This is a genomic window from Cellulomonas sp. RIT-PI-Y, from assembly GCF_025642745.1.
In the GTDB taxonomy this organism is placed as follows: domain Bacteria; phylum Actinomycetota; class Actinomycetes; order Actinomycetales; family Cellulomonadaceae; genus Cellulomonas.
Genome location: NZ_JANZKP010000001.1, coordinates 187,429 through 212,515, shown reverse-complemented (window position 1 = coordinate 212,515; position 25,087 = coordinate 187,429). Strand labels below are relative to the sequence as shown.

Below are 25,087 nucleotides of genomic sequence, written 5' to 3'. Positions count from 1 at the left end.
CGGCGTCGGGCGGTAGCCAGCAGAACCTCGCGGAGGGGGCGGAGGGTGGTCGGCCGCGGGTGCGATCGACTCGGGGCGAGACTAGGGGTTTGTCCCGCTTCGGGCGAGGAACGAGGCATCCGGCGTTTCGGATGAATCGGGCGTCCGATCCCAGTTTTTCACCCGCGGCCGACGGGTGAAACCCCCGGGTTCGTCGAGCACAGGCTGCGCACAGCTGCGTAGCGTGACGGCGCCCGAGCCCCACTCACCCGAGGACGCACCGATGCACGAGCTCGCCGTCTGCTCCGTCGAGGTCGACGGAGTGCTCCGGCTGGACGGCTACGTCCGGGAGTTCGAGGACGGCGTGATGTGGATCGGGTCGGAGAACCTGGTCCGCGGCTTCACCGAGGGCGAGCGCGTGGTGCTCCGGGTGCTGGACGACCAGCGCGGGGAGTGCCTCTACGGCGGTGTGGTCGGCCGGGTGTCCGCGGACCTGCTGGGCTGCGCCGAGGTCGAGCTGCTGTCGATGCTGCAGAAGCGGGCGGTGGCCCGGGTGCCGGTGCGGGTGGAGTGCGAGGGCTGGGTCACGTTCCCCGAGGACCACGAGGTCACAGACGACGACGGGCCCGCCGACATCGACCCCGCGACGGGTGAACGGCGGCGCCTCTTCGTCGCGCTCGATGTCTCCGCCCATGGCATGCGTATGATGTCCATGGCCGAACTCCCGCTCGGGAGCACGGTCCGGTTCGTCTTCCCGGAGCTCTCCGAGGCGTTCTGGCTGCACGCAGAGGTAGTGCGTGCCCAACCTTCCCGCAGCGGCACCCACTACGGCTGCCAGTTCCGGGATGCCACCCCCAGAGAGCTCGACGAACTGTTCAGCTACGTCCTGCGCACGCAGGGCGCCCTGCGCCGCCAGCAGATGCTCAGCCGAGACTGAGCGAGTCCGGGCCGGCGCAGTCGAGCGCCGGCGCCCGCGGGCCCGACCCGCCGGAAAGGCGACATGACCTTCATCGACCTCGGCGTTCCCGCCGTGCTGGCACGCTCCCTCGCGGACGCCGGCATCACGGAGCCGTTCCCCATCCAGTCCGCCACCCTGCCGGACACCCTCGCGGGCTCCGACGTGCTCGGCCGTGGCCGCACCGGCTCCGGCAAGACCCTGGCCTTCAGTCTGCCGGTGGTGACCCGGCTCTCCGGCTCCGGCAAGCGGCGCACCGCGGGCCGCCCGCGCGCGCTGATCCTGGCGCCGACCCGCGAGCTGGCCACCCAGATCCACGCCACCGTCGCGCCGCTCGCCGACGCCCTCGGCCTGACCAGCACCACCGTGTTCGGCGGCGTCGGTCAGGGTCCCCAGGTCGCCGCGCTCAAGAAGGGCATCGACGTCCTGGTCGCCTGCCCGGGCCGTCTGGAGGACCTGATCAAGCAGGGGCTGTGCTCCCTGGACGCGATCGAGATCACCGTGCTGGACGAGGCCGACCACATGGCCGACCTCGGCTTCCTGCCGGTGGTGCGCCGCCTGCTGGACCGCACGCCGTCCGGTGGTCAGCGACTGCTGTTCTCCGCCACCCTGGACAACGGCATCGACGCGCTGGTGAAGCGTTACCTCCACCACCCGGTCACCCACTCGGTGGACCCGGCCGTCGCTCCGGTGTCGACCATGACCCACCACGTCTTCGCGCTGGCCGACGCCGACGCCAAGAAGCAGGTGCTGCGCGAGCTGGCCTCCGGCACCGGGCGCCGCCTGCTGTTCACCCGGACCAAGCACCAGGCCAAGAAGCTCGCCAAGCAGCTCACCGCCGACGGCATCCCCGCGGTGGACCTGCAGGGCAACCTCGGGCAGGGCGCCCGCGAGCGCAACCTGGCCGCCTTCACCTCCGGCGACGTCCGGGTGCTGGTCGCCACCGACATCGCCGCCCGTGGCATCCACGTCGACGACGTCGAGCTGGTCGTGCACGTCGACCCGCCCGCCGAGCACAAGGCCTACCTGCACCGCTCCGGCCGTACCGCGCGTGCGGGCTCCGGTGGCGTGGTCGTCACCCTCCAGCTGCCCGAGCAGGCCGGGGACGTCCGGGACCTGACCCGCAAGGCGAAGATCACCGTGACCCCGGAGCGGGTCGCCCCGGGCTCCGCCGTGGTGGCCTCCCTGGTCGGCGAGGTCGCGGCCTACGTCGCGCCCGCGCCGGTCGTCGCCCCCGTGCGGGGCACCTCCACCGGTCGGAACGCCACCGCCAAGCGGGCCGCCCGCTCCGGCGGCGGTGAGTCCGCGGCCGGCGGCGCGACCGGCGGTGGACGTCGTCGCCGCGGTCGTGGCGGCTCGGGTGGCGGTGCCGGACAGGGCGCGCAGGTATCGGGTGCCGGTCGGCCGGCGGTCTCCGGGACTGCTCGTCCCGCAGGCGGATCCGGGCGTTCCGCGTCCGGCGCCGGCCGTATCACCTCCGGTGCCGGCACCGGCCGGCCGTCGGGGTCCACCACGCCGCAGGCCGCCGCGGGCTCCGGCCAGCCGCGCCGCAACCGCAGCCGTCGTGCCGGCCGGCCCGCGGGCCCGGCGCAGTCCGGCCGCTGATCCGATCCCCGAACGGGCGTCCCGGGTGTCCCGGGGCGCCCGTTCGTCGTGCGCCCCGACCCGATCCGCAGCAGCATCGGAACACCCGGGCGGTGTCCGCGGTTGCAGGCGGTGCGCCCGGACCGGGTGCGAGAAGGAGGATCAGATGTCGACCTATCAGGTCACCAAGGACGAGTCCGAGTGGCGTGCTGTGCTGAACCCCGCCGAGTTCCAGGTGCTGCGCCTGGCCGGGACCGAGCGGCCGTGGACCGGTGAGCTGCTGGACGAGCACCGCGAGGGCGTCTACCGCTGTCGGGCGTGCGGCAACGAGCTGTTCCGTTCCGACACCAAGTTCGACTCGCACTGCGGCTGGCCGAGCTTCTTCAGCCCGCTGGCCGGGGACGCGGTGGAGCTGATCGAGGACCGCAGCCTGGGCATGGTCCGCACCGAGGTCCGCTGCGCGCACTGCGGCTCCCACCTGGGCCACGTGTTCGACGACGCACCGCAGACGCCGACCGGCGACCGGTTCTGCATGAACTCGGTGAGCCTGACCTTCGAGCCGACGGAGAACTAGCCCGGATCGGCGTTCAGGTGCGCGGCTCGGCTGCCGATATCCCTGGCATGGAACCGGCCCTCATCGTGCACAGGTGGCGCCGTTACGGCGCCGACCGGTTGTACGTGCGGGCCGGGACCGGTGCCCCGCTGGGCAGCATCGACCTGATGACCGGTGCGGTGGACCTGGCTCCCGGCGCCGAGTGGGCCGACGGCGCGGTGCGATCCGCCGCCCAGGCGTTCCTGCGCCGGGACCTGCCGGAGCTGGTGCTCCCGTTGTCCGAGGTGCTGGACGAGGGCGACGCGCCCCGCGGCCGACGAGCCGCCCCCGGTCCCGCGGACCATCGTGCGGGGGACGTCGCGGTCGGCCCGGCCCCGATGCCCGGCTTCGCCACCCTGACCGGTCCGGTGCTGCCGACCCCGCGCGGCCGGCACCGGGCCGACGGGGCGCTAGGCGACGGTCTGCGCGAGCGACTGGACCGGTTGGAGCTGTCCGGCTGGTCCGTGCTGCACGACGTGCCGCTGGGACGCCAGGGCACCGTGCTGGAGGACCTGGTGATCGGACCGGGCGGTGCGTTCGCGATCGCGGACGCCACCGGGATCACCGCCCGTGGCTTCGTGCTGGACGGGCGACGACTGTCCGCGGACGGTGCCGCGGTGGCCGAACTGCGCGAGGTGCGGCTCGCGGCCGCCCGGGCCGGTGCGCTGCTGCGTGCGGCGGTCGGCACCCCGGTCGCCGTGCGCGGGGTCCTGGTGGTCGGGGCGCCGGTGCACGAGCTGGCCTCGGCGGACGCCCTGGCGCTGGACCTGGCGGCCGTGCCGGAGTTCTTCGAGCGGTTGCCGCGGCGCTGGGATGCCGGGCGGGTGTCCGCGCTGACCCAGGTGGCGCGGCGAGCGACCACCTGGTCGCTGACCTGGACGCACTGAGCCCTCGGGGTCCGAGCGGTCGGGGTCAGACCGGCTCGTCGTCCCCCGCGAGGCGGTGGCCGGTGAGGTCGCGGTTCAACCGCGCCAGCTGGTCGGCGAGCACGCCGCGGTCGTCGTCGGACCAGTCGGCGAGCGCCTCGGACAAGTAGCCGCGGCGGGCACGCCGGGCCTGTGCCATCTGCGCCTCACCCGCCTCGGTCAGCCGGATCAGCTGCCCACGGGAGTCCTGCGGATCCGGCTCACGCACGATCAGCCCGAACTGCTCCAGCCGGGCCAGTTGGCGGGACATGGTGCCCCGCCCGATGCCGATCAGACGGGCCAGCTCCCCGGCGCGGATGCCGGGCGCCTGGGCGATCCGGACCAGCAGCGGGTAGGCGGAGGGCTCCAGGTCCGGGTGCACCTGGCGGGACAGGCGTTCGGCCTGGGAACGGGCGCGGCGCAGCAGCAGGCCGAGCTCGGCCTCGATCCGGGCCAGCGGGTCGAGTGCGTCCATGACCGCATTCTTCCGCATCACGGACACTGCCCCGCCCGGATCACCGGACGGGGCAGCGTCGAACCGAGAACCACGGGGTCAGGCGTCGACCGACTCCAGCTCCTCCACCACGGCGGCGCGCTGCTGCAGGCCGGACCGGGTGCCGAGCGGGACCTCCTTGAGGAAGATCACCGCGATCAGGGCCACCACGCCCAGCGGTGCGGCGACCAGGAACAGCTCGGCGATCGCGTCGCCGTAGGACGACTCGACGATCGTCTTGACCGGCTCCTGGAGCGTGGCGACGTCCGGGATCGAGCCGCTGCCACCGCCGAGTGCGCTCGGGTCGATGCCGATCGCGACCAGCCCGTCCATGATCAGCGTGGTGATCCGGGAGGACAGCACCGCGCCGAGTGCGCTGACGCCGATCGCTCCGCCCAGGGTCCGGAAGAAGGCCACGGTCGCGGTGCCGGAGCCGATCTCCTCCACCGCCAGGGTGTTCTGCACCGCCAGCACCAGGTTCTGCATCAGCATGCCGACGCCGGCGCCCAGGATGAACATGTAGGCGCAGACCAGGATCAGGCTGGTGTCGTAGTGGATCGTGCCCATCAGGGCCAGGCCGACGGTCAGGCCGACGGCACCGGCGATCATGAACTTCTTGTAGTGCCCGGTCGCGGTGATCCGGCGGCCGCTCAGGGTCGAGGACACGAACAGGCCGAGGATCATCGGAATGGTCAGCAGCCCGGACAGCGTCGGGGTCTTGCCCCGGGCGACCTGCATGTACTGGCTCAGGAACACCGAGGTGCCGAACATCGCGACACCGACGGCCACCGACGCGACCACCGACAGCACCAGGGTGCGGTTCTTGAACAGGTGCAGCGGGATGATCGGGTCGGCGACCTTGGACTCGACCCACACCGCCAGCGCCAGCAGCACTACCGCGCCGCCGACCATGGCCCCGGTCTGCCAGGAGATCCAGTCGAAGGAGTTGCCGGCGAAGGTGACCCAGAGCAGCAGCGAGGCGATGCCCGCACTGATGAGGATGGCGCCCCAGTAGTCGATCCGGACGACCTTGCGCACCATCGCGGGCAGCTTCAGCGTGATCTGCAGGACGATGATCGCCGCCACCGCGAACGGCAGCCCGACGAAGAAGTTGTACCGCCAGCCCAGGCTGTCGGTGATCACGCCGCCGAGCAGCGGGCCGCCGACCATGCCGATGCCCATGATGCCGCCCATCAGGCCCATGTACTTGCCGCGCTCACGGGGGCTGAGGATGTCGGACATCAGGATCGTCGCCAGGGCGGTCAGGCCACCGGCGCCGATGCCCTGGAACGCACGGGCGCCGATCAGGAAGCCGACGTTGTGCGCGAAGCCCGCGGCGGCGGAGGACACCACGGAGATGATCAGCGCGATCTGGATCAGCAGCTTGCGGTCCATCAGGTCCGCGAGCTTGCCCCAGATCGGGGTGGTGATGGTGGTGGTCAGCAGGGTGGCGGTGACCACCCAGGTGTAGGAGTGCTGCGAGCCGTTCAGGTCGCTGACGATCTTGGGCAGCGAGCTGGACACGACGCTCGTGGCCAGGACGGACACGAACATGCCCAGCAGGATGCCGGAGAGGGACTCCAGCACCTGACGGTGCGACATGGGCGCGGGGGAGGTCGCGGAGGGTTCCGCGACGGTGGACTCGGTCATGCTCTCGGCTTTCGGTTCGTGGTGGTGGACCCGGCGCCGTCGACGGGAATGGTGCGGCCGCCGACCGCGATGGTCGGCGGGAGCTTCAGGGGGCGACCAGGACCGGCTCGGCCCCGGGTCGTGCGCGGGGTGCCGGCTCGACCGGCGTCCGCTCGACCGCCGCCTGCTCGGTGCCGGCCTGCTCGGTGCCGGCGTGGTCGAGGGTGGCGTGCCCGATGGTCTCGGCCACGCGGTTGATGTGCGTGGCGGCGGCCTGGATCTCCGCCGGGGACCAGTCGCCGAACACCTCGGACAGCAGGGCGTCCAGGCGGACCCGGGTCTGCGCGGTGAACGTCAGGCCGGCGTCGCTGAGCCGGACGGTCCGCACCCGGTGGTCGGTGCCCGGTGCGCTCTGCCGGGTCCGCTCGGCATAGCCCGCGTCGACCAGTGCGCTGGTCTGGCGGCTGGCCACGGAGAGGTCGACCCTCAGGTGGGTGGCGATGTCGCCGATCGTCAGCTCGCCGCGCTTCTCCAGCAGCCACAGCAGGCCGAGCGCCGCGCGCGGGCAGTCCAGCTCCCGGGACATCCGCTCACCGATCTCGCGCTGGATGCGGGAGAGGCGGCTGATCGCGTCGATCAGCACACGGGACGGTTCGGAGATCACGGTCGCCTTCTTTCTTGGTTGCAGCAGGCAACTTAGTTCGTGTGGTTGCAGAAGGCAACTGTTCCGGGTGTGAGCTGCGCGACGTCCGTGCGCGGTGGCGGGTAGCGGGTGGCGTGCCGGGCGGTCTCCCGGCGCCGGGGGAGGAGCGAGCGTCAGCGCCCGGAGACGTCATCCTGCATGCCGCGCAGATCGGCCGCCGCCCACCGCCCGAACTCTCCGGCACGCGCGTGCGTCGCGAGTTCGGTACATCGGCGCCGAGTTCGGTACCCGAGCGACCGAGGTCGGTGCGGAGGTACCGAACTCGATCCCGGCGCGGTGGGTGCCCTCCGTCAAGGTCGGCCGAGGTCGGCACTTCCGCCCCGGCTCGGCACTTCCGGCCGAGGTCGGCAGTTCACCGCCGGTGATGTGGCGCGAAGTGCCGACCGCGGCGCGGGTGCGACGGTCTCAGTGCGGGGCGCCGACCTCGACGCGGGTGCCGACGACCTCGGCACTGGTGTGACGACCCGGGGTCAGCTGCGCCGGGGCCGGGTGCGCCGCGGACGGTGGTGGGAGGTGTGGCCGGCGGCGCGCCCGGCTCCGGGGGAGGTGCGGGTGTCAGCGCCCGGCGGCGTAGCCCTGCATGCCGCGCGGGTTGGCCGCCGCGTGCAGCAGGCCGTCGGCCCGGACGCCCGCCGCGCTGACCCGGCCGAGCGACCAGGGGCCGGCGTCCCGCACGACGTGGCCGCGTGCGCGCAGGCCGTCCAGCACCCTCGCACCCAGGCGGCTCTCCGCCTCGACGCCGAGGCGCTCGCTGACCCGGGGGTGGAAGGACGACGGCACATGGGTCGAGTGCCAGCCGGGGGCGTCGATCGCGGCCTGGAGGTCCGCGCCCCAGAGCAGGTGGTGCAGCAGGAACGGGATCGTCCACTGGTCCTGCTGGTCGCCGCCGGGGGTGCCGAACGCGAAACCGGTGCCGTCGGGGCGGAGCGCCAGTGCGGGGCTGAGCGTGGTCCGCGGTCGGCGACCGGGCGCCAGTGAGGCGGGCAGGCCGGACTCCAGCCAGAACATCTGCGCCCGGGTCGGCAGGCCGAAGCCGAGTCCGGGCACCACCGGCGAGGACTGCAACCAGCCACCGGACGGGGTCGCGGACACCCGGTTCCCCCAGCGGTCGACCACGTCGACGTGGCAGGTGTCGCCCCGGGTCTCACCGGTGGACTCGATGCGGAGGGCGTCCGGTCCGGAGGGGCCACGGGTCGGCTCGCCCCCGCCGGCCGCACCGGCCGCGCCCTGGTACCGCCCGGGCCAGAGACCGTCGACCTCCTCGCCGAACACGCTCGCCAGCCGGGGCGTGCGTCCCCCGGGGGCGCCCGGTCGCAGACCGTCCGCCGCGGACTCGCCGACGAGTGTCGCGCGGGCGGCGGCGTAGGCCGGGTCGAGCAGGTCGTCGATCGGCGTGCCGTCGTCGCCGTACCAGGCCTCGCGGTCCGCGAACGCGAGCTTGGCCACCTCGATCGCGGTGTGCACCAGCTCCACCGACCCGGGCTCGGCCTCGGCGACGCCGAGCGCCTCCAGCATCTGGAGCTGTTGCAGCAGCACCGGTCCCTGGCCCCAGGCCGCGGTCTTGTGCACCCGGACCCCGGCGAAGTCGACCGCGACGGTCGGCTCCTCGATGGGCCGCCAGGCGGCGAGGTCGTCGGCGGTCAGCAGGCCGGTGTGGTCGTCGCCGGAGGAGTCCCGGACCGGCGTGCGCAGAAAGTCGTCCATCGCCTCGGCGACGAACCCGGCGTAGAACGTGCGGTGGGCGGCCTCGATCTGGGTCAGGCGGTCGGCACCGGCGGACTCGGCCTCGGACAGTACCCGGCGGAAGGTCGCGGCCAGCTCGGGGTTGCGGAACCGTGCACCGGCCTCGGGCAGCTCGCCGTGCGGGAGGTAGACCGCGGCGGAGGTCGTCCAGTGGTCGGTGAACAGCTCCCGGACGGTGGCGATGGTGCGCACCGCGGCCGGGACCAGGGGATAGCCGTGCTCGGCGTAGCCGATCGCGGGGGAGAGCACGTCGGCCAGCGGCAGCGTGCCGTAGCGGGCCAGCAGGTCGAGCCAGGCGCCGAACGCGCCGGGGACCACGGCCGCCAGATGTCCGGTGCCGGGGATCTCGGCCAGGCCCAGACCCGTATACGCGGCGATGGTCGCCGCGGCGGGGGCGGTGCCCTGCCCGCAGAGCACGAAGGTGTGCGCGTCCGCCGCGCGGTGCCCGATGATCGGGGCGTCGCCGCCGGGGCCGTTCAGGTGAGGCTCGACCACCTGGAGCGTGAAGCCGGCCGCCACGGCCGCGTCGAAGGCATTGCCGCCCTGTTCCAGGATCCGCATGCCGACCGCGCTGGCGAGCCAGTGGGTGGAGCCGACCATGCCGTGGGTGCCGACGAGTTCCGGGCGCGTGGTGAACACCCGGCCACCGTACGTGACCTCACTCGGCGACCGCGGGCCGTTCCTCGGACTCCCGGTTCAGCCGCGAGTTCCGGTACGAGTAGCTCGCGTAGATCACGATCCCGAGCACCAGCCACGCCGCGAACCGCAGCCAGGTGGTGACGGTCAGATTGCTCATCAGCCATAGGCAGGCCACCCCGGCGATGATCGGCAGCACCGGCGACCACGGCACCCGGAACCCGCGCGGCAGGTCCGGCCGGGATCTGCGCAGCAGCGGCACCCCGAAGCTGACCAGCACGAAGGCCGACAGCGTGCCGATGTTGATCATCTCCTCCAGCAGCTCCACCTTGGCCAGGCCGGCGATGAGCGCGACCGCGATGCCGCACAGGATCTGCAACCGGGCCGGGGTGTGGAACCGCGGCGAGGTGCGGGAGACCCCGCGCGGCAGCAGGCCGTCCCGGCTCATCGAGAACACGATCCGGGTCAGGCCCAGCAGCAGCACCATGATCACCGAGGTCAGCCCGACCAGGATGCCGATCGAGATCACCTTGCCGGCCCAGTCCGCGCCGACCAGGACGAAGGCCGTGGTCAACGACGGGTCACCGGACTCGGCGAGCGCGGTGTACGGCACCATGCCGGTGACGACCACCGTGACCAGGACGTAGAGCACGGTGACGATCGCCAGTCCGCCGAGGATGCCGCGCGGCAGCGCCTTCTGCGGGTTCTTGGTCTCCTCCGCGGTGGTCGCCACCACGTCGAACCCGATGAAGGCGAAGAACACCAGCGCCGCGCCGGACAGGATCCCGACGATGCCGTAGGTGGTGGGTTCGAGTCCGGACACGAAGGCGAACAACGACTGGTGCAGCCCCGAGTCCGAGTCGGCGGGCTGGGCCGGGGGGATGAACGGGCTGTAGTTCTCCGCCTTGACGTAGAAGAAGCCCGCGACGATCACGAACAGGGTGATGCCGACCTTCAGGATGGTGAAGATGCTGTTCACCCGGGTGCTGAGCTTCGTGCCCACCGCCAGCAGCGTGGTGAACACGCCGACCACCAGCACCGGTCCCCACTCCAGGTCGACCGGGCCCAGATGCAGGGTGGTCGGGATGTCGACCCCGAACAGCCCGAAGGCGTCCGAGAGGTACACGCCCCAGAACTTCGCGATCACCGCCGCGGCGAGCAGCATCTCCAGGATCAGGTCCCAGCCGATGATCCACGCGACGCCCTCGCCCATGGTCGCGTAGGAGAAGGTGTACGCCGACCCGGCCACCGGCAGCGTGGACGCGAACTCGGCGTAACACATGATCGCCAGCGCGCAGACGACGGAGGCGATGATGAAGGACAGGATCACGCCCGGACCGGCGTAGTTCGCCGCCGCGGTCGCGCCCACCGAGAAGATGCCCGCGCCGACCGCGACCGCGACACCCAGCACGGCCAGGTCCCAGGCGGTGAGGTCCCGGCGGAGCGAGCGCTCCGGGTCCTCCGCGGTGGCGAGCGAGTCCTCGACGGACTTCCGGCGCAGGATGCTGCGGTTGATGGCCACGTCGGGCCCCCTTTGGTCGGCGACGGTGACCGAGCATTCCGCTCACCGGGGCGCACCGCATCCCGGTTCCGGTATCTGGTCTCAGACGCCGCCGGGGAATCCGAGCTGGCGCCACGCCTCGTAGAGCGCGATCGAGGCCGAGTTGGTGAGGTTCAACGACCGGCGGCCGGGCTGCATCGGGATCCGCAGCTGCCCCGACACCCGCGGGTGCGCCAGCACCTCCGGCGGCAGACCGGTCGGCTCCGGCCCGAACAGCAGCGCGTCGCCGTCGCGGTACTCGACGCCGGTGTAGCCCTGGTCGGTGTGGGTGGTGAAGGCGAACACCCGGCCGGGCAGGGCGGCCATCGCGTGCTCCAGGTCGGGGTGCACCACGGTGTTCGCCAGGTCGTGGTAGTCCAGACCCGCCCGCTTCAGCCGGGGCTCGTCCATCACGAAGCCGAGCGGCTCCACCAGGTGCAGGGTGGCGCCGGTGGCGGCGGCCAGCCGGATGGCGTTCCCGGTGTTGCCGGGGATGCGGGGCTCGAAGAAGACGACGTGCAGCACGCAGGGGAGTCTGCCACCGGTGCCGGTTGATGGAATCATCGATCCCCACACCCCGAGTGGAAGGTCGACGATGCCCGTTCTCCCCCCGTACCGCGCCGCAGACGAGCGGTACGAGTCGATGTCCTACCGCCGTGCCGGGCGTTCCGGCCTGGACCTGCCCGCCCTGTCCCTGGGCCTGTGGCACAACTTCGGCGACGTGAACCCGATCGAGACCCAGCGCGCGGTGCTCCGCCGCGCCTTCGACCTGGGCATCACGCACTTCGACCTGGCGAACAACTACGGCCCGCCCTACGGCTCCGCGGAGGCGAATTTCGGTCGTCATCTGGCGCAGGACCTGGCGCCGTACCGCGACGAGCTGGTCATCTCCTCCAAGGCCGGCTACGACATGTGGCCCGGCCCGTACGGCGACGGCGGCTCGCGGAAGTACCTGCTCGCCTCACTGGACCAGTCCCTGGCCCGCACCGGGCTGGACTACGTCGACATCTTCTACTCGCACCGCCCCGACCCCAGCGTGCCGCTGGAGGAGACGATGGGCGCGCTGCACACCGCGGTGACCAGCGGCAAGGCGCTGTACGCGGGCATCTCCAACTACAGCCCGTCCGCCACCCGCGAGGCCGCGCGGATCCTGGCCGAGCTGGGCACCCCGCTGCTGATCCACCAGCCGTCGTACTCGATGTTCAACCGGCACGTGGAGCAGGTCGCCGAGGGTGAGACGGAGCCGCTGCTGGACACGGTGGGCGACCTGGGTGTCGGGATGATCGTGTTCTCCCCGCTGGCGCAGGGTCTGCTGACCGGGCGCTACCTCACCGGTGACGTGCCCTCGGGGTCCCGCGCGGCCCAGGGCAAGTTCCTCCGGGCCGAGGCGATCGACGAGACCTATCTGGAGCGGGCGCGCGGGCTGAACGCCATCGCCGAGTCCCGGGGCCAGACCCTGGCCCAGCTGGCGCTCACCTGGGTGCTGCGCGACCAGCGCGTGACCTCGGCGATCATCGGGGCGTCCTCGGTGGCGCAGCTGGAGGACAACGTCCAGGCGCTGACCACCGCCCCGCTCACCGACGAGGAGATCGCCGCGATCGAGCCGCTGGCCGTCGACGGCACCGGTCGCTGGCGGTGACGCGCTCACCCGGGGGGACGCACCGCGCGCCCCTGGTGCTGCTGCACGGACTCACCGACTCGGCCGCCTGCTGGCCGAGCGTGGTCGCGGAGTTCGGCACCACCCGGCGGGTGATCGCGCTGGACGCCCGCGGCCACGGCGGTGCCCCGCTGCCGGACGAGCCGTTCACGATCTCCGCGCTCGCTGCCGACGCGGCCCGGGCGCTGCGCGAGGTCGGCCCGGCGATCGTGCTCGGCCACTCGATGGGCGGGGCGACCGCCGGTGCGCTCGCGTCGCAGGAGCCGGAGCTGGTCGCCGCGCTGATCCTGGAGGACCCGGCGTGGCAGGGCGGCGGCGTCGACGGTGGCGCCCCGCCGTGGCTCGGCGACACGGTGCGGCGGTTGGCCGGGCGCCCGCGGACCGAGCTGGCCGCGATCGCGGAGGTCGACTGCGCCGGGTGGCCCACGGCCGAGGTGGACGGCTGGATCGACGCCAAACGTGGGCTCGACCCGCGGATCGCCGAGGTGCCGCAGCAGTGGCAGGAGCGGGACTGGGTCGCGGCGACGGCAGAGGTCACCGTGCCGGTCACGCTGATCACCGGCGAGAACGCGCGTGGGTCGATCGTGACGCCCGCACAGGTCGAGGTGGCGCGCGCCGGGCTGGGGGAGCGGCTGACCCACGTCCCGGTGCCGGGCACGGGGCACAACATCCGGCGGGAGGCCCCTGCGGCCTTCCTGGCGGCCGTGCGGGACGCCGTCCGGCGGAACGACGAGGGCTGACCGTGCCGGGACTGCATCATGTGGAACTGTGGGTCGACCAGGTCGGGCCGGAATGGGCGTGGCTGCTCGGGCGGGCCGGGTTCGTCCTGGCGGACGAGTGGCCCGGCGGGCAGTCCTGGGCGGCCGGTGGCGCGTATCTCACCCTCACCCGGTCGCCGAACCTCGCCGATCCGGCGCACGACCGGCGCCGGGCCAGGCTGAACCACGTGGCCCTGACCGGGGGATCGCGTGCGGAGGTGGACGCCCTGATGCGTGACGCGCCGGACCACGGGTGGAGCCCGTTGTACCAGGACCGCTACCCGCACGCCGGTGGTCCGGCGCACTACGCGGGCTGGGTCGAGAACGCGGCCAGGTTCAAGGTCGAGCTGGTCGCCGACTGACGGCTCAGCCCAGGAACCAGCTGTCCTCCACCCGGCGCACCTCGACCGCTCCGCCCTGCACCAGCGCGGGGTTGAGCCGGGCGAGCTCCCGGGCCCGGTCGTCGTCCTCGGCCCGGATCACGGCGATCCCGATCAGCTCGTGCTCGCCCGGCCGGAACGGCCCCGGGGTGTCACCGCCGGCACGCAGGGTGACGGCCGTGCCGGCGGGCAGCAGCGGCAGTGCGGCGACCATCGCGCCGGAGCTGGTCATCTGCTCGGCGTGCCGGTCGTGGGCGGCGCGCATCTCGGTCGCGTCGGCGGAATGGGCCCAGGCCCCGTCGACCGGGGTGTGGATCAGCACGGCGTACAGCGGCACGGTGGCCTCCCTGGCTCCGGTCCTGCGGTGTCCGGTCCGCGCCGCCGCGCGGAGTCAGGCGCCATCCTCCACCGGTTCGCGCCCGGCCACCACGGCCAGCACGTCCTCGCCGTAGCGGTCGAGCTTGCTGGCGCCGACCCCGCTGATCGTGCCGAGGGTGGCGGGGTCCTCCGGCCGGGCCGCGGCGATCGCGCGCAGGGTGGCGTCGTGGAACACCACGTAGGCGGGCAGGCCGTTCGCCTTCGCGGTCCGGGCGCGCCAGGCCCGCAGCCGCTCGAACAGCTCGGTGTCGGCGTCGTCCAGTGGCGCCGCGTCGGCGGTGGACCGGCGTGAGCGGGCGGCACCGGCGGTCGACCGGCTGACCCGGGTGTCCTTGCGCAGCGGGACCTGGCGCTCGCCCTGCAGGACGGCGGCGCTCTCCGGGGTCAGCCGCAGCGTGCCGTAACCGTCGGTGTCGACGCCGATCAGGCCCTGGGCGAGCAGCTGCCGGACCACCCCGCGCCACTCGCCGTCGGCCAGATCGGCGCCCACCCCGAAGGTGCTCAGCGCGGTGTGGCCGAGCTGGTCGATCCGTGGGGTCTGCTTGCCGCGCAGGATGTCGATCAGGTGACCGGCGCCGTAGTGCCGACGGTGCTCGCGCTCCAGCCGGACGATGGTGGACAGCAGCTTCTGCGCGGGGACGGTGCCGTCCCAGGTGGTGGGTGGGGCGAGGCAGGTGTCGCAGTTCCCGCACGGCTCGGACTGCTGCCCGAAGTACGCGAGCAGCTGCTGCCGGCGGCAGGTCACCGTCTCGCACAGCGCGAGCATGGCGTCCAGGTGCTGGCCGAGCCGGCGACGGTGCTGCTCGTCGCCCTCGGAGCCGTCGATCATCTTGCGCTGCTGGACCACGTCCGCCAGGCCGTAGGCCAGCCAGGCGGTGGACGGCAGCCCGTCGCGTCCGGCCCGCCCGGTCTCCTGGTAGTACCCCTCCACCGACTTGGGCAGGTCGAGGTGCGCGACGAACCGGACGTCCGGCTTGTCGATCCCCATGCCGAACGCGATGGTCGCGACCATCACCAGGCCGTCCTCGCGCAGGAACCGGCTCTGGTTGCGGGCGCGGACCTGCCGGTCGAGGCCGGCGTGGTACGGCAGCGCGGGGATGCCCTGACCGGACAGGAAGTCGGCGGTCTGCTCCACCGACGCGCGCGACAGGCAGTAGACGATGCCGGAGTCCCCGGCGTGCTCGGTGCGCAGCAGGTCGAGCAGCTGGGTGCGCGGGTTGTCCTTCGGGACGATCCGGTACTGGATGTTCGGCCGGTCGAAGCTCGCGACGAAGTGCCGGGCCTCGGTCAGCTCCAGCCGCTCGGCGATCTCGGTGCGGGTGGCGGCGGTCGCGGTGGCGGTCAGCGCGATCCGCGGCACGTCCGGCCAGCGCTCGTGCAGCACGGACAGGCCCAGGTAGTCCGGCCGGAAGTCGTGCCCCCACTGGGAGACGCAGTGCGCCTCGTCGATGGCGAAGACGCTGATCGCGGCCCGGCCCAGCAGGTCGAGGGTCTCCGGGACCCGCAGGCGTTCGGGGGCCAGGTAGAGCAGGTCGAGCTCACCGGACAGCAGCGCCTGCTCGACCGCCCGTCGCTGGGCGAAGTCCTGGGTGGAGTTGAGGAACCCGGCGCGGACCCCGAGCGCGGACAGCGCGTCCACCTGGTCCTGCATCAGCGCGATCAGCGGTGAGACCACCACGCCGGTGCCGGGTCTGACCAGCGCGGGGACCTGGTAGCACAGCGACTTGCCGCCGCCCGTCGGCATCAGGACCAGGGCGTCCCCGCCGTCGACCACCGTGTCGACGATCGCCGACTGCTCGCCGCGGAAGTCGTCGTAGCCCCAGACCTCGCGCAGCACCTCGATCGGCGACCGCCCGGTGTGCGACCCCGCGGCGGCGCCGGGCGCGGCCGGTGCGCTCACGGGGGTGCCGCCCGGGTCGTGCCGGACCGTCGGCTCCGGGGCGCCGTCGTACTCCGGGTCATACGGCGGCTCCTCCGGGACCTCGTCCGCGAACGGCCATTCCTCTTCCGCTGCCACCCGTCCACCCTAGGTGCGTCCGCCCACCACGCGGACGGATGGTCCCCAGGCCGGCCGGTCCATTCGGCAGGTGGACGACGGGGTGATCCCCGTCACCGGGGGCCTTCGGGTGGTTGGCCCCGGTCGGGCGGAGGGCTACCCTCGGCGGTGGACCGATCGGTCCCGACCCGGCACGACGCGAGGAGGTGGCGCGATGAGTGACTCCGCAAGTAGTCCGCATCCGTCGACGCCCGTCGTGCCGTCCGCGCTGATCTGACAGCGCGGGACCGTCCGGCGCGGCGTCGCCGGAGAGCTCCGGCACCACCTCGGTGGTGCGTACACCCGTACACCGCCCCGTCGGTCCCCTGATCACCCCTGTACCCGGGCAGCGCCACGTCGTCGACGACCGTGCTGCCCGGGTGTCGGCGTGCGCACGTGGCCGGCGGGCACCCCGGTCAGGAGACGCGTCATGACGCCCACCACCACCCTCACCAGCCTCGACCTGCACGACGTGCTGTCGGTGGCGACCCCCCGCTCGGTCGAGATCTGGCTCGACACCGTCACCGATCGCCGGACCCGCGCTGACCAGCTCGCGGAGCTCTCCGACGCCCAGGTCCGCGCCCTGATCCGGCTGCTGCGCCCGGACACCGCACGGGAGCTGTTCGGCAGCCTCGACCCGCACACGGTCGCCGAGGTGCTGATCGTCCTGCCGCCGACCGTCGCCGCCGGGCTGGTGGACTCCATGGAGCCGGACACCGCCGCCGAGGTGCTGCGCGCGGTGGACGACGACGAGCGGGCGCACGTGCTGTCCGCGATGGCGATCGCCCGGTCCGCGGTGATCCGTGGCCTGCTCGCCTGGCCGGAGGACTCGGCCGCCGCGCAGATGAACCCCGAGGTCGTCACGGTGCTGCCGACCCAGAGCGTCCGGGAGGCGGTCGACGCGATCCAGGGCCAGTCACCGGCCGAGGGCACCACCGAGGTCTACGTGACCACTCCGGACGACGCCGGACTGCCGATCCTGCGCGGCGTGGTCAGCTTCCGGGACCTGGTGCTCGCCCCTGCCGACGGGGTGGTGGCCGACCTGATGCGGGACGACCCGGTCTGCGTCGAGGCCACCGCCGACCAGGAGCGGGCGGCCCGGCTGCTCGGCGAGCACCGGCTGTCCGCGCTGCCGGTGGTGGACGACGGCCGGCTGATCGGGGTGCTCAGCCCGGACGACATCGCCGACATCATGCAGGAGGAGACCACCGAGGACGCGGCCCGCCAGGGCGGCAGCGAGCCGCTGGAGGTGCCGTACCTGCGCGCCAGCCCGTGGCTGCTGTGGCGCAAGCGGGTGGTGTGGATGCTCGCGCTCTTCCTGGCCGAGATGTACACCGGCTCGGTGCTGCGCGCCTTCGAGGACGAGCTGGCGACCGTGGTCGCGCTGACCTTCTTCGTGCCGCTGCTGATCGGCACCGGCGGCAACGCCGGCACGCAGATCACCACCACCCTGATCCGGGCGATGGCCACCGGGGAGGTCCGGCTGCGGGACGTCGGCCGGGTGCTCCGCAAGGAGCTGACCACCGGCACGATGATCGCGGTCACCATGGCGGCGATGGCGCTGATCCGGGCCTGGACGCTCGGGGTCGGCGTCGAGGTCGGAGTCACGGTGGCGGTGTCCGCGGCGGCGATCGTGCTGTGGGCGTCGCTGATCGCGTCCGTCCTGCCCCTGGTGCTGCGCAAGATCGGCATCGACCCGGCAGTGGTCTCGGGGCCGATGATCGCCACCATCGTGGACGGCACCGGGCTGATGATCTACTTCACGGTCGCCCGGCTGTTCATCTCCGCGCTGTCCTGAACCCTGTGGCACCTAGGCTGACCGGGTGCAGGAGAACACGGCCCCGGTGGAGAGCGTCGACCGCGCGCTGCGCACCCTCGACCTGGTCGCCTCGGCCGGACCGGCGGGCGCGGCGCTCGCCGACCTCGCCGCCGCGCTCGGCCTGCACAAGACGACGGTGCACCGCTCGCTGGCCGCGCTCCGGCACCGTGGGTTCGTCGACCAGGACCCGGTGACCGGGCGGTACCAGCTCGGCGGTGCCGCGGTGGCGCTCGCGGACCGGTTCTTCGCGGAGGACGACCTGCCCGCGCGACTGCGCCCCGCTCTGCTCGAGGTCTGCGCGTTCACCGACGAGCTGGTGCACCTGGGGGTGCTCAGCGGTACGCAGGTGGTCTACCTGGACAAGGTCGAGCCCGAGCGGGCGGTCCGGGTCTGGTCCGCGGTGGGCCGGCGCAACTGGGCCGCGACCACCGCCCTCGGCCGGGCCATGCTCGCGTTCCGGGACCTGCCGCGCTCGACCGCCGACGACTACGCGGCCGCCGCGGATCTCTCCCCGGAGCTCCTGCACGCCGAGCTGGCCGCGGCGCGCGAGCGCGGGTGGGCGCAGGAGACCCAGGAGAACGAGCCCGGCATCGCGTGCGTGGCCGTGCCGTTGCTGCGTGGTCCGGGCCGGCCGGTCGCCGCCCTGAGCGTGACCGCGCCCGCGGAGCGGATGCCGACCGCCCGGATGGCCGAGGTGCACGCCCGCCTGACCGAGCTCCTGCCCGCACTCCTCCCCCCGGGCATCTCCCTGCCCCGCTGATCCGCGGAACCCGCCCGGCCACCGCGCTCGCCCGGGCCCTGCGCTTGCCCGGCCCGTGCGCTTGCTCGGCCCGTGCACTTGCCCGGGCCTTGCCTCGCCGAGTGCGGAGAAGTCGTCGCCCGAATCGCCCGAAAAGCCACAAGTTCGTCGCACTCGGCCGTGAGCGGCTGCGCGAAAGGGGTGCCCCGGGGGTCGTGAGCGGTCGGCACTCGGCCGTGGGCGGGTCGCGGAGGGGCGGACTCGGCGATCGCGGGGCCGGAACCCGGCAGACCGCGGGGCCGGAGCCCGGCGGGCCGCGGCCGTGATGTGTCATGCTGTCGTTGCACAGAACAGTACGCGCGTTGCGCACAGTGAAACGGAACTCAGATGGCCGACAATGTCCTGACCCAGTTGTCCTCCTCCCGCCTGGTGCCCGTGGTCGTGCTCGACGACGCCGCGGATGCGCACGGCCTGGCGTCCGCGCTGGTCGACGGCGGGCTGCCGGTGGCGGAGGTGACCTTTCGGACGGATGCCGCCGCGGACTCGATCCGGGTGATGGCCGATCGCGGTGACCTGCTGGTCGGCGCGGGCACCGTGATCACCCCGGCCCAGGTCGACCAGGCGGTGGCCGCCGGTGCGCGCTACCTGGTGTCGCCGGGGACCTCGCGGGCCGTGGTCGAGCGGGCACGGGAGCACGGCATCCCGGTGCTGCCCGGTGCGGTCACCGCCACCGAGGTCCAGGCCGCGCTGGAGCTCGGCCTGGACACGGTGAAGTTCTTCCCGGCCGGCAGCTCCGGTGGGGCGGCCGCGATCGCCGCACTGGCCGCGCCGTTCACCGGCGTCCGGTTCGTGCCCACCGGCGGGGTCGGACCGGCGAACCTGCACGAGTACCTGGCGCTGCCGTCGGTCGCCGCCGTCGGCGGGTCGTGGATGGTGCCGCGCGACCGGGTGCGCGCCGGGGACGTCGACGGGGTGCGGGCGCTGGTCGCCGACGCCGTCGCCCTCGCCGCACGACTGCGGCCCTGACCGCTCGGCCCGACCCGCCCGCTCACCCCACACCCCAGGAGACCTCCGCCATGACCACCCTCCCGCTCCGCCCCGCCGCCGACTGCCGCTACGACGCGGTCGCCCTCGGGGAGGTGATGCTGCGTCTGGACCCCGGTGAGGGCCGGGTGCGCACCGCCCGGGCCTTCCGGGCCTCCGAGGGGGGTGGCGAGTACAACGTCGCCCGCGGACTGCGCCGGGCGTTCGGGCTGCGGACCGCGGTGGTGACCGCCCTGGTCGACAACGAGGTCGGACGTCTGGTCGAGGACCTGATCCTGGGCGGCGGCGTCGACACCGCGCACCTGCACTGGGTGCCCTCGGACGGCGTCGGCCGCAGCGTGCGCAACGGGCTCAACTTCACCGAGCGGGGCTTCGGAGTGCGCGGCGCGGTCGGCGTCTCGGACCGGGGGCACACCGCGGCGTCCCAGCTGGCCCCGGACGACGTGGACTGGGACGACCTGTTCGGTCAGCAGGGCGCGCGCTGGTTGCACACCGGAGGCATCTTCGCGGCGTTGAGCGAGACCTCCGCGGAGACCACGCTGGCCGCGGTCCAGGCCGCCCGCCGGCACGGCACGCTGGTGTCCTACGACCTGAACTACCGCCCGAGCCTGTGGAAGTCGATCGGCGGCCAGGCGAAGGCGCAGGAGGTGAACCGCGCGATCGCGCCCTACGTGGACGTGATGATCGGCAACGAGGAGGACTTCACCGCCTCCCTCGGGTTCGAGGTCGAGGGCGTGGACGCCGACCTCGCCGAGCTGGACGTGGACGGCTTCGCCCGGATGATCGACCAGGTGGCGGCCGAGTACCCGAACTTCCGGGTGATCGCGACGACGCTGCGCACCGTCCGGTCGGCGACGGTGAACGACTGGGGTGCGCTGGCCTGGTCGGCGGACTCCGGTCTGGTGCGGGCGACGCACCGCGAGCGGCTGGAGATCCTGGACCGGGTCGGCGGCGGGGACTCCTTCGCCTCCGGTCTGGTCGCCGCGTTGCTGGACGGCGAGCCGCTGTCGACCGCGGTGGAGTGGGGCGCGGCGCACGGCGCGCTGGCGATGACCACCCCGGGTGACACGTCGATGGCGAACCGTGCCGAGGTGCTCAAGCTGGCCGGTGGCGGCGGCGCCCGCGTCGACCGCTGACCAGAGACGAGAAGAGGGGCCCGGTCGACCGGGCCCCTCTTCTCATGCGTGGATCACTTCACGTCGTCGTCGACCCAGTCGAAGGTCTTGGTGACGGCCTTCTTCCAGAGCCGGTACTGCCGGTCGCGCTCGGAGGAGTCGATCGCCGACTCCCAGCGCTTGTCCTCGGCCCAGTTGTCGATGACGTCCTGCTCGCCGTTCCAGAAGCCGACCGCGATACCGGCGGCGTAGGCGGCACCCAGCGCGGTGGTCTCAGCGACCTTCGGCTTGATCACCGGGACGTCGAGGATGTCCGCCTGGAACTGCATCAGCAGGTTGTTGGCGGTCATGCCGCCGTCCACCTTGAGCTCGGTGAGCGCCACACCGGAGTCGGCGTTCATCGCGTCCATCACCTCGCGGGTCTGGAAGGCGGTGGCCTCCAGCGCGGCGCGGGCGATGTGGTTGCGATTCACGAACCGGGTCAGGCCGACCAGGGCGCCGCGGGCGTCGGAGCGCCAGTACGGGGCGAACAGGCCGGAGAACGCCGGCACGAAGTACGCGCCGCCGTTGTCGTCGACCTTGTTGGCCAGGTACTCGATGTCCGGGGCGTCCATGAACATGCCCAGGTTGTCGCGCAGCCACTGCACCAGCGATCCGGTGACCGCGATCGAGCCCTCCAGCGCGTACACCTGCGGGGCGTCGCCGATCTTGTAGGCGACGGTGGTGAGCAGGCCGTTCTTGGAGGCCACCGGCTCGGTGCCGGTGTTCAGCAGCATGAAGTTGCCGGTGCCGTAGGTGTTCTTGGCGTTGCCGACCTCGAAGCAGGCCTGGCCGAAGGTCGCGGCCTGCTGGTCGCCCAGGATGCCCGCGATCGGCACGCCCGGGACCAGACCGCCCTTGCGGCCCTCGCCGTAGACCTCGGAGGAGGAGCGGATCTCCGGCAGCATGGACAGCGGGATGCCCATCTCCGCCGCGATCTCCTCGTTCCAGGTGAGGTCGTCGACGTTCATCAGCAGGGTGCGCGAGGCGTTGGTGACGTCGGTGACGTGGATGCCGCCCTCGACCCCGCCGGTCATGTTCCACAGCACCCAGGAGTCGGTGTTGCCGAAGGCCAGCTCGCCGCGCTCGGCCTTCTCCCGCGCACCCTCGACGTTGTCCAGGATCCAGCGGATCTTCGGGCCGGAGAAGTAGGTCGCCAGCGGCAGGCCGGTGCGCTCCTTGTAGCGTTCGGCGCCGCCGCCGAGCGCGGCCAGGTCGTCGCAGATCTTCTGGGTGCGGGTGTCCTGCCAGACGATCGCGTTGTAGACCGGCTGACCGGTGGTGCGGTCCCAGACCACCGCGGTCTCGCGCTGGTTGGTGATGCCGATCGCGGCCAGGTCGGTGTAGGTCTTGTTGGCGCGGGTGAGCGCCAGGCCGACGACCTCGCGGACGTTGGTCCAGATCTCGTTCGGGTCGTGCTCGACCCAGCCGGCCCGCGGGAAGATCTGCTGGTGCTCGGTCTGGCCGACCGACACGATCTGGCCGCTGTGGTCGAAGATGATCGCCCGGGACGAGGTGGTGCCCTGGTCGATGGCCATGACGAACGTGGAGGACATGTCACTTCCTTTGTCTGGAGGTGCGGAGCGGGGTCCGCGGCGCTGCAGGGGGATCACGCGGGTCGGGCGACGTCGTCGCGGCCCGACCCGCGTGCGAGGTGCGGAGGGTCAGGCGACCCAGCCCAGGCCGGCGGCCAGCAGACCGCCGAGGATGCCGCCGACTGCCGGGCCGAGCACCGGCACCCAGGCGTACGACCAGTCGGAGGAGCCCTTGCCCTTGATCGGCAGCAGGGCGTGCGCGATACGCGGCCCGAGGTCACGGGCAGGGTTGATGGCGTAGCCGGTCGGGCCACCGAGGCTGGCGCCGATGCCGACCACGACCAGCGCCACGCCGAGCGGGCCGATCTGGGCCGGGGTGTTGCCGCTGACGACCACCCAGAACACCAGCACGAAGGTCGCGATGACCTCGGTGACGAAGTTCCAGCCGTAGGAGCGCAGCTCCGGACCGGTGGAGAACACGCCGAGCTTCACGGCGGGATCGGCGTCCTCGTCGAAGTGCTTCTTGTAGGCGAGGTACGCCAGCGCGGCACCGAGCGCAGCACCGGCCATCTGGGCCGTGATGTAGAGGAAACCGTTGGCGGCGGACACCTCGACGCCCGGGGCGAACTCGTCCTTCCCGGCCGCCCAGATGCCCAGCGTGACCGCGGGGTTCAGGTGCGCGCCGGACTTGAACGCCACGTACACACCGGCGAAGACCGCGAGGCCCCAGCCGAAGTTGATCATCAGGGTGCCGCCGGCGAAGCCCTTGGTCTTGGGCAGGATGACATTCGCCACCACGCCGGCACCGAGCAGCAGCAGCACGGCGGTGCCGAGGAATTCGGACAGGAAGACCTGTCCCATCGAGATGGACTCCACAGTCGACCTCTTTCTGGACGTCGTTGTCTACAGGGGATCCGGTCCGCCGGGAAGGCTCTCCCGACGGACCGGGGTCGAACACTCAGATCATGTACCGGCCGGGCCCGAGGCGGCACGGGTCTCGGGGGAGGAACCCGGCTTGGTCCCGCCCTCGACCCGGTCGCCGCCCTGGAGCGGGACCATCGGGGCGAGGTCATCCGCCTGCAACCGGGCCACCTCGGCCGCGGCGTCGTCCGGCTGCTGGGCAGCGGCGAACTCCGCCTCGGCACGGGACCGGTAGGCGGCGATCTCCTTCTCGCGGGTGGCGGCGTCCCAGCCGAGTCGCGGACCGATCAGGTCGGCGATCTCCTCCAGCGCGCCCACACCCTTGTCCGCCTGCTCGTAGTTCAGGCGGGTGCGGTGCATCAGCACGTCGTCCAGGTGCAGCACGCCCTCGTGGGTGGCGGCGTAGACGACCTCGGCCCCGATGTACGCGGGGGCGTTCTCCAGCGGCTCGGCCAGCTCCGGCTCGGCCTCGATCAGGTCGATCAGCTCGTGGACCAGCGACCCGTAGCGGTGCAGCAGGTGGTCCATCCGGCCGCGGTCCCAGCCGTAGCGCTTGGCGGTGTCGCGGGACTGCCGCTGCACGACCTCCAGGCCCTCGGCGCCGACCAGCGGCACCCGGTCCGTGATCGACGGCAGCGTGGTCGCGCGGGAGCCGATCGCGAAGTCGACCGCGTCCTTGGCCATCACCCGGTAGGTGGTGAGCTTGCCGCCCGCGATCACGGTCAGGCCCGGGGTCGGCGAGGCGACCGTGTGCTCGCGGGAGACCTTGGCGGAGGAGGTGCCCTCCTTGGTGCCCGGCTGCAGCAGCGGCCGCAGGCCGGCCCAGGTGCCGATGACGTCCTCGCGGGTCAGCGGCCGGGCCAGCACCGCGTTGGCGTGGTCGATCACGTAGTCGATGTCCGCGCTGGTGGCGACGGGGTGGGTGAGCTCCTGCTCCCACGGGGTGTCCGTGGTGCCGATCACCCAATAGCGGGACCACGGGATCACGAACAGCACCGACTTCTCGGTCTGCAGGATCAGGCCGGTGTTCCCGGCGATCCGGTCCCGGGGCACGACGATGTGGATGCCCTTGGACGCCAGCACCCGCAGGCCGCCCTCGGTCCCGGCCAGGCCCTCGGTCTTCTCGGTCCAGACGCCGGTGGCGTTGATGACGTGCCGGGCCCGGACGGTGAACTGCTCACCGGTCTCCAGGTCCACCAGCTCGGCACCCGTGACCGCGCCGCCGGGGGTGGTGGTGAGGCGGACGACCTGGGTGCGGGAGGCCGCGTGCGCGCCGTAGCTCACCGCGGTGCGCACCAGGGTGGACACCAGCCGGGCGTCGTCGACGGCGGCGTCCCAGTACCGGACCGCACCGACCGCGGCGTCGTGGCGCAGGTCGGGGAACAGCTTCTCCATGCCCTGGCGGGTCAGGTGCCGGTGGATCGGCATCGCCCGCTCGCGGCCGGACACGCTCGCCAGGGTGTCGTACAGCGCGACACCGGCGCCGACGTAGGCACGCTCCCAGACCCGGTGCTCCAGCGGGTAGAGGAAGGACACCGGCTTCACCAGGTGCGGAGCCAGGGTGTTGATCAGCAGATCGCGCTCGGTCAGCGCCTCGCGGACCAGGTGGAAGTCGAGCATCTGCAGGTAGCGCAGGCCACCGTGCACCAGCTTGCTCGAGCGGCTCGACGTGCCCGACGCCCAGTCCTGCGCGTCGATGACCGCGGTGGACAGGCCACGGGTGACCGCGTCCAGCGCGATGCCGGCACCGGTGACACCGCCGCCGATCACCAGCACGTCGAGTTCGGGACCCCCCTCCGAGGTGGAACGCAGGGTCGCCAGGGCGTCCTCGCGCAGCTGGGGGGTCAGTGCTGCCGTCCTCATGGGTGTCTCTCTCCGATGCGTCGCCGTCGGCCGCTCGTCCCGGTC

Annotated in this window: 22 protein-coding genes; 11 read left to right on the top strand and 11 right to left on the bottom strand. The window is 72.7% G+C overall.

Annotated elements, in window-relative coordinates:
* Window positions 1-262 precede the first annotated feature (262 nt).
* The 4 genes from OGL89_RS00990 to OGL89_RS00975 all read left to right on the top strand — a co-directional run bounded on the left by OGL89_RS00990 (window position 263) and on the right by OGL89_RS00975 (window position 3,997).
* Entirely contained in the window at window positions 263-916 is a 654-nt protein-coding gene (locus OGL89_RS00990) for a PilZ domain-containing protein (protein ID WP_263117948.1), read from the top strand.
* Window positions 917-979: 63 nt separating this feature from the next.
* Window positions 980-2,539, top strand: coding sequence for a DEAD/DEAH box helicase (locus tag OGL89_RS00985; RefSeq protein ID WP_263117947.1), 1,560 nt, complete (start codon window positions 980-982; stop codon window positions 2,537-2,539).
* A 145-nt stretch (window positions 2,540-2,684) separates the two neighbouring features.
* A complete protein-coding gene (gene msrB, locus OGL89_RS00980) occupies window positions 2,685-3,092 on the top strand; it encodes a peptide-methionine (R)-S-oxide reductase MsrB (RefSeq protein WP_263117946.1) in 408 nt (135 codons plus the stop codon).
* 47 nt (window positions 3,093-3,139) lie between these two features.
* Window positions 3,140-3,997: an NERD domain-containing protein gene (locus OGL89_RS00975; RefSeq protein WP_263117945.1), complete on the top strand. Its 858-nt coding sequence runs from the start codon at window positions 3,140-3,142 to the stop codon at window positions 3,995-3,997.
* 25 nt (window positions 3,998-4,022) lie between these two features.
* Here OGL89_RS00975 and OGL89_RS00970 read toward each other — a convergent pair whose 3' ends face one another.
* From OGL89_RS00970 to OGL89_RS00945, 6 genes are all read right to left on the bottom strand, one after another.
* A complete protein-coding gene (locus OGL89_RS00970) occupies window positions 4,023-4,490 on the bottom strand; it encodes a MarR family transcriptional regulator (protein WP_263117944.1) in 468 nt (155 codons plus the stop codon).
* Between the two features lie 78 nt (window positions 4,491-4,568).
* A complete protein-coding gene (locus OGL89_RS00965; protein ID WP_263117943.1) occupies window positions 4,569-6,158 on the bottom strand; it encodes an MFS transporter in 1,590 nt (529 codons plus the stop codon).
* 85 nt (window positions 6,159-6,243) lie between these two features.
* Window positions 6,244-6,801, bottom strand: coding sequence for a MarR family winged helix-turn-helix transcriptional regulator (locus OGL89_RS00960; RefSeq protein WP_263117942.1), 558 nt, complete (start codon window positions 6,799-6,801; stop codon window positions 6,244-6,246).
* A gap of 594 nt (window positions 6,802-7,395) precedes the next feature.
* Window positions 7,396-9,183 carry a gamma-glutamyltransferase gene (locus tag OGL89_RS00955; RefSeq protein WP_263117968.1) on the bottom strand — a complete coding sequence of 596 codons (1,788 nt, stop codon included), beginning with the start codon at window positions 9,181-9,183 and terminating at the stop codon, window positions 7,396-7,398.
* A gap of 58 nt (window positions 9,184-9,241) precedes the next feature.
* Entirely contained in the window at window positions 9,242-10,741 is a 1,500-nt protein-coding gene (locus OGL89_RS00950; RefSeq protein ID WP_263117941.1) for an amino acid permease, read from the bottom strand.
* 81 nt (window positions 10,742-10,822) lie between these two features.
* The gene (locus OGL89_RS00945) at window positions 10,823-11,284 is read right to left on the bottom strand and encodes a tRNA (cytidine(34)-2'-O)-methyltransferase (RefSeq protein ID WP_263117940.1); all 462 of its coding nucleotides are present in this window, start codon (window positions 11,282-11,284) and stop codon (window positions 10,823-10,825) included.
* Window positions 11,285-11,354: 70 nt separating this feature from the next.
* On the opposite strand from OGL89_RS00945, the gene mgrA reads away from it, so the two are divergent.
* Genes mgrA through OGL89_RS00930 form a run of 3 tightly spaced genes read left to right on the top strand, consistent with a single transcriptional unit; the run spans window position 11,355 to window position 13,536 of the window.
* Window positions 11,355-12,398, top strand: coding sequence for an L-glyceraldehyde 3-phosphate reductase (mgrA, locus tag OGL89_RS00940; protein ID WP_263117939.1), 1,044 nt, complete (start codon window positions 11,355-11,357; stop codon window positions 12,396-12,398).
* A complete protein-coding gene (locus OGL89_RS00935; RefSeq protein ID WP_263117938.1) occupies window positions 12,395-13,156 on the top strand; it encodes an alpha/beta hydrolase in 762 nt (253 codons plus the stop codon). The genes mgrA and OGL89_RS00935 overlap by 4 nt, the downstream gene beginning before the upstream one ends.
* A gap of 2 nt (window positions 13,157-13,158) precedes the next feature.
* A complete protein-coding gene (locus tag OGL89_RS00930) occupies window positions 13,159-13,536 on the top strand; it encodes a glyoxalase (RefSeq protein WP_263117937.1) in 378 nt (125 codons plus the stop codon).
* Window positions 13,537-13,540: 4 nt separating this feature from the next.
* On the opposite strand, the gene OGL89_RS00925 is transcribed toward OGL89_RS00930, so the two are convergent.
* Entirely contained in the window at window positions 13,541-13,891 is a 351-nt protein-coding gene (locus OGL89_RS00925) for a YciI family protein (RefSeq protein ID WP_263117935.1), read from the bottom strand.
* Window positions 13,892-13,945: 54 nt separating this feature from the next.
* Window positions 13,946-15,832 carry a DNA helicase RecQ gene (recQ, locus tag OGL89_RS00920; RefSeq protein ID WP_263117967.1) on the bottom strand — a complete coding sequence of 629 codons (1,887 nt, stop codon included), beginning with the start codon at window positions 15,830-15,832 and terminating at the stop codon, window positions 13,946-13,948.
* A gap of 565 nt (window positions 15,833-16,397) precedes the next feature.
* Here recQ and mgtE point away from each other — a divergent pair.
* The 4 genes from mgtE to OGL89_RS00900 all read left to right on the top strand — a co-directional run bounded on the left by mgtE (window position 16,398) and on the right by OGL89_RS00900 (window position 20,705).
* Complete coding sequence (gene mgtE / locus OGL89_RS00915; protein WP_263117934.1) at window positions 16,398-17,765, top strand: magnesium transporter; 1,368 nt, start codon at window positions 16,398-16,400, stop codon at window positions 17,763-17,765.
* 25 nt (window positions 17,766-17,790) lie between these two features.
* Window positions 17,791-18,546: an IclR family transcriptional regulator gene (locus tag OGL89_RS17075; protein ID WP_263117924.1), complete on the top strand. Its 756-nt coding sequence runs from the start codon at window positions 17,791-17,793 to the stop codon at window positions 18,544-18,546.
* A gap of 366 nt (window positions 18,547-18,912) precedes the next feature.
* Window positions 18,913-19,551, top strand: a complete 639-nt coding sequence (gene eda / locus OGL89_RS00905) for a bifunctional 4-hydroxy-2-oxoglutarate aldolase/2-dehydro-3-deoxy-phosphogluconate aldolase (RefSeq protein WP_263117923.1) — start codon at window positions 18,913-18,915, stop codon at window positions 19,549-19,551.
* Window positions 19,552-19,601: 50 nt separating this feature from the next.
* The gene (locus OGL89_RS00900) at window positions 19,602-20,705 is read left to right on the top strand and encodes a sugar kinase (protein ID WP_263117922.1); all 1,104 of its coding nucleotides are present in this window, start codon (window positions 19,602-19,604) and stop codon (window positions 20,703-20,705) included.
* Window positions 20,706-20,758: 53 nt separating this feature from the next.
* On the opposite strand, the gene glpK is transcribed toward OGL89_RS00900, so the two are convergent.
* The 3 genes from glpK to OGL89_RS00885 form a co-directional block, all read right to left on the bottom strand.
* Window positions 20,759-22,279 carry a glycerol kinase GlpK gene (gene glpK, locus OGL89_RS00895; protein ID WP_263117921.1) on the bottom strand — a complete coding sequence of 507 codons (1,521 nt, stop codon included), beginning with the start codon at window positions 22,277-22,279 and terminating at the stop codon, window positions 20,759-20,761.
* Window positions 22,280-22,387: 108 nt separating this feature from the next.
* Window positions 22,388-23,119 (bottom strand): MIP/aquaporin family protein, encoded by a 732-nt coding sequence (locus OGL89_RS00890; RefSeq protein WP_263117966.1) that lies wholly within the window; start codon window positions 23,117-23,119, stop codon window positions 22,388-22,390.
* 102 nt (window positions 23,120-23,221) lie between these two features.
* A complete protein-coding gene (locus OGL89_RS00885; RefSeq protein WP_263117920.1) occupies window positions 23,222-25,042 on the bottom strand; it encodes a glycerol-3-phosphate dehydrogenase/oxidase in 1,821 nt (606 codons plus the stop codon).
* Window positions 25,043-25,087: the final 45 nt, after the last annotated feature.

Bases quoted from the DNA above. Each gene is read 5' to 3' on its own strand.
- OGL89_RS00990 (WP_263117948.1), top strand. From the start codon at position 263: ATGCACGAGCTCGCCGTCTGCTCCGTCGAGGTCGACGGAGTGCTCCGG.
- OGL89_RS00890 (WP_263117966.1), bottom strand. From the start codon at position 23,119: ATGGGACAGGTCTTCCTGTCCGAATTCCTCGGCACCGCCGTGCTGCTG.
- OGL89_RS00965 (WP_263117943.1), bottom strand. From the start codon at position 6,158: ATGACCGAGTCCACCGTCGCGGAACCCTCCGCGACCTCCCCCGCGCCC.
- mgtE (WP_263117934.1), top strand. From the start codon at position 16,398: ATGACGCCCACCACCACCCTCACCAGCCTCGACCTGCACGACGTGCTG.
- OGL89_RS00970 (WP_263117944.1), bottom strand. From the start codon at position 4,490: ATGGACGCACTCGACCCGCTGGCCCGGATCGAGGCCGAGCTCGGCCTG.
- OGL89_RS00985 (WP_263117947.1), top strand. From the start codon at position 980: ATGACCTTCATCGACCTCGGCGTTCCCGCCGTGCTGGCACGCTCCCTC.
- eda (WP_263117923.1), top strand. From the start codon at position 18,913: ATGGCCGACAATGTCCTGACCCAGTTGTCCTCCTCCCGCCTGGTGCCC.
- OGL89_RS00975 (WP_263117945.1), top strand. From the start codon at position 3,140: ATGGAACCGGCCCTCATCGTGCACAGGTGGCGCCGTTACGGCGCCGAC.
- glpK (WP_263117921.1), bottom strand. From the start codon at position 22,279: ATGTCCTCCACGTTCGTCATGGCCATCGACCAGGGCACCACCTCGTCC.
- OGL89_RS00885 (WP_263117920.1), bottom strand. From the start codon at position 25,042: ATGAGGACGGCAGCACTGACCCCCCAGCTGCGCGAGGACGCCCTGGCG.
- mgrA (WP_263117939.1), top strand. From the start codon at position 11,355: ATGCCCGTTCTCCCCCCGTACCGCGCCGCAGACGAGCGGTACGAGTCG.
- OGL89_RS00900 (WP_263117922.1), top strand. From the start codon at position 19,602: ATGACCACCCTCCCGCTCCGCCCCGCCGCCGACTGCCGCTACGACGCG.
- msrB (WP_263117946.1), top strand. From the start codon at position 2,685: ATGTCGACCTATCAGGTCACCAAGGACGAGTCCGAGTGGCGTGCTGTG.
- OGL89_RS00955 (WP_263117968.1), bottom strand. From the start codon at position 9,183: ATGGTCGGCTCCACCCACTGGCTCGCCAGCGCGGTCGGCATGCGGATC.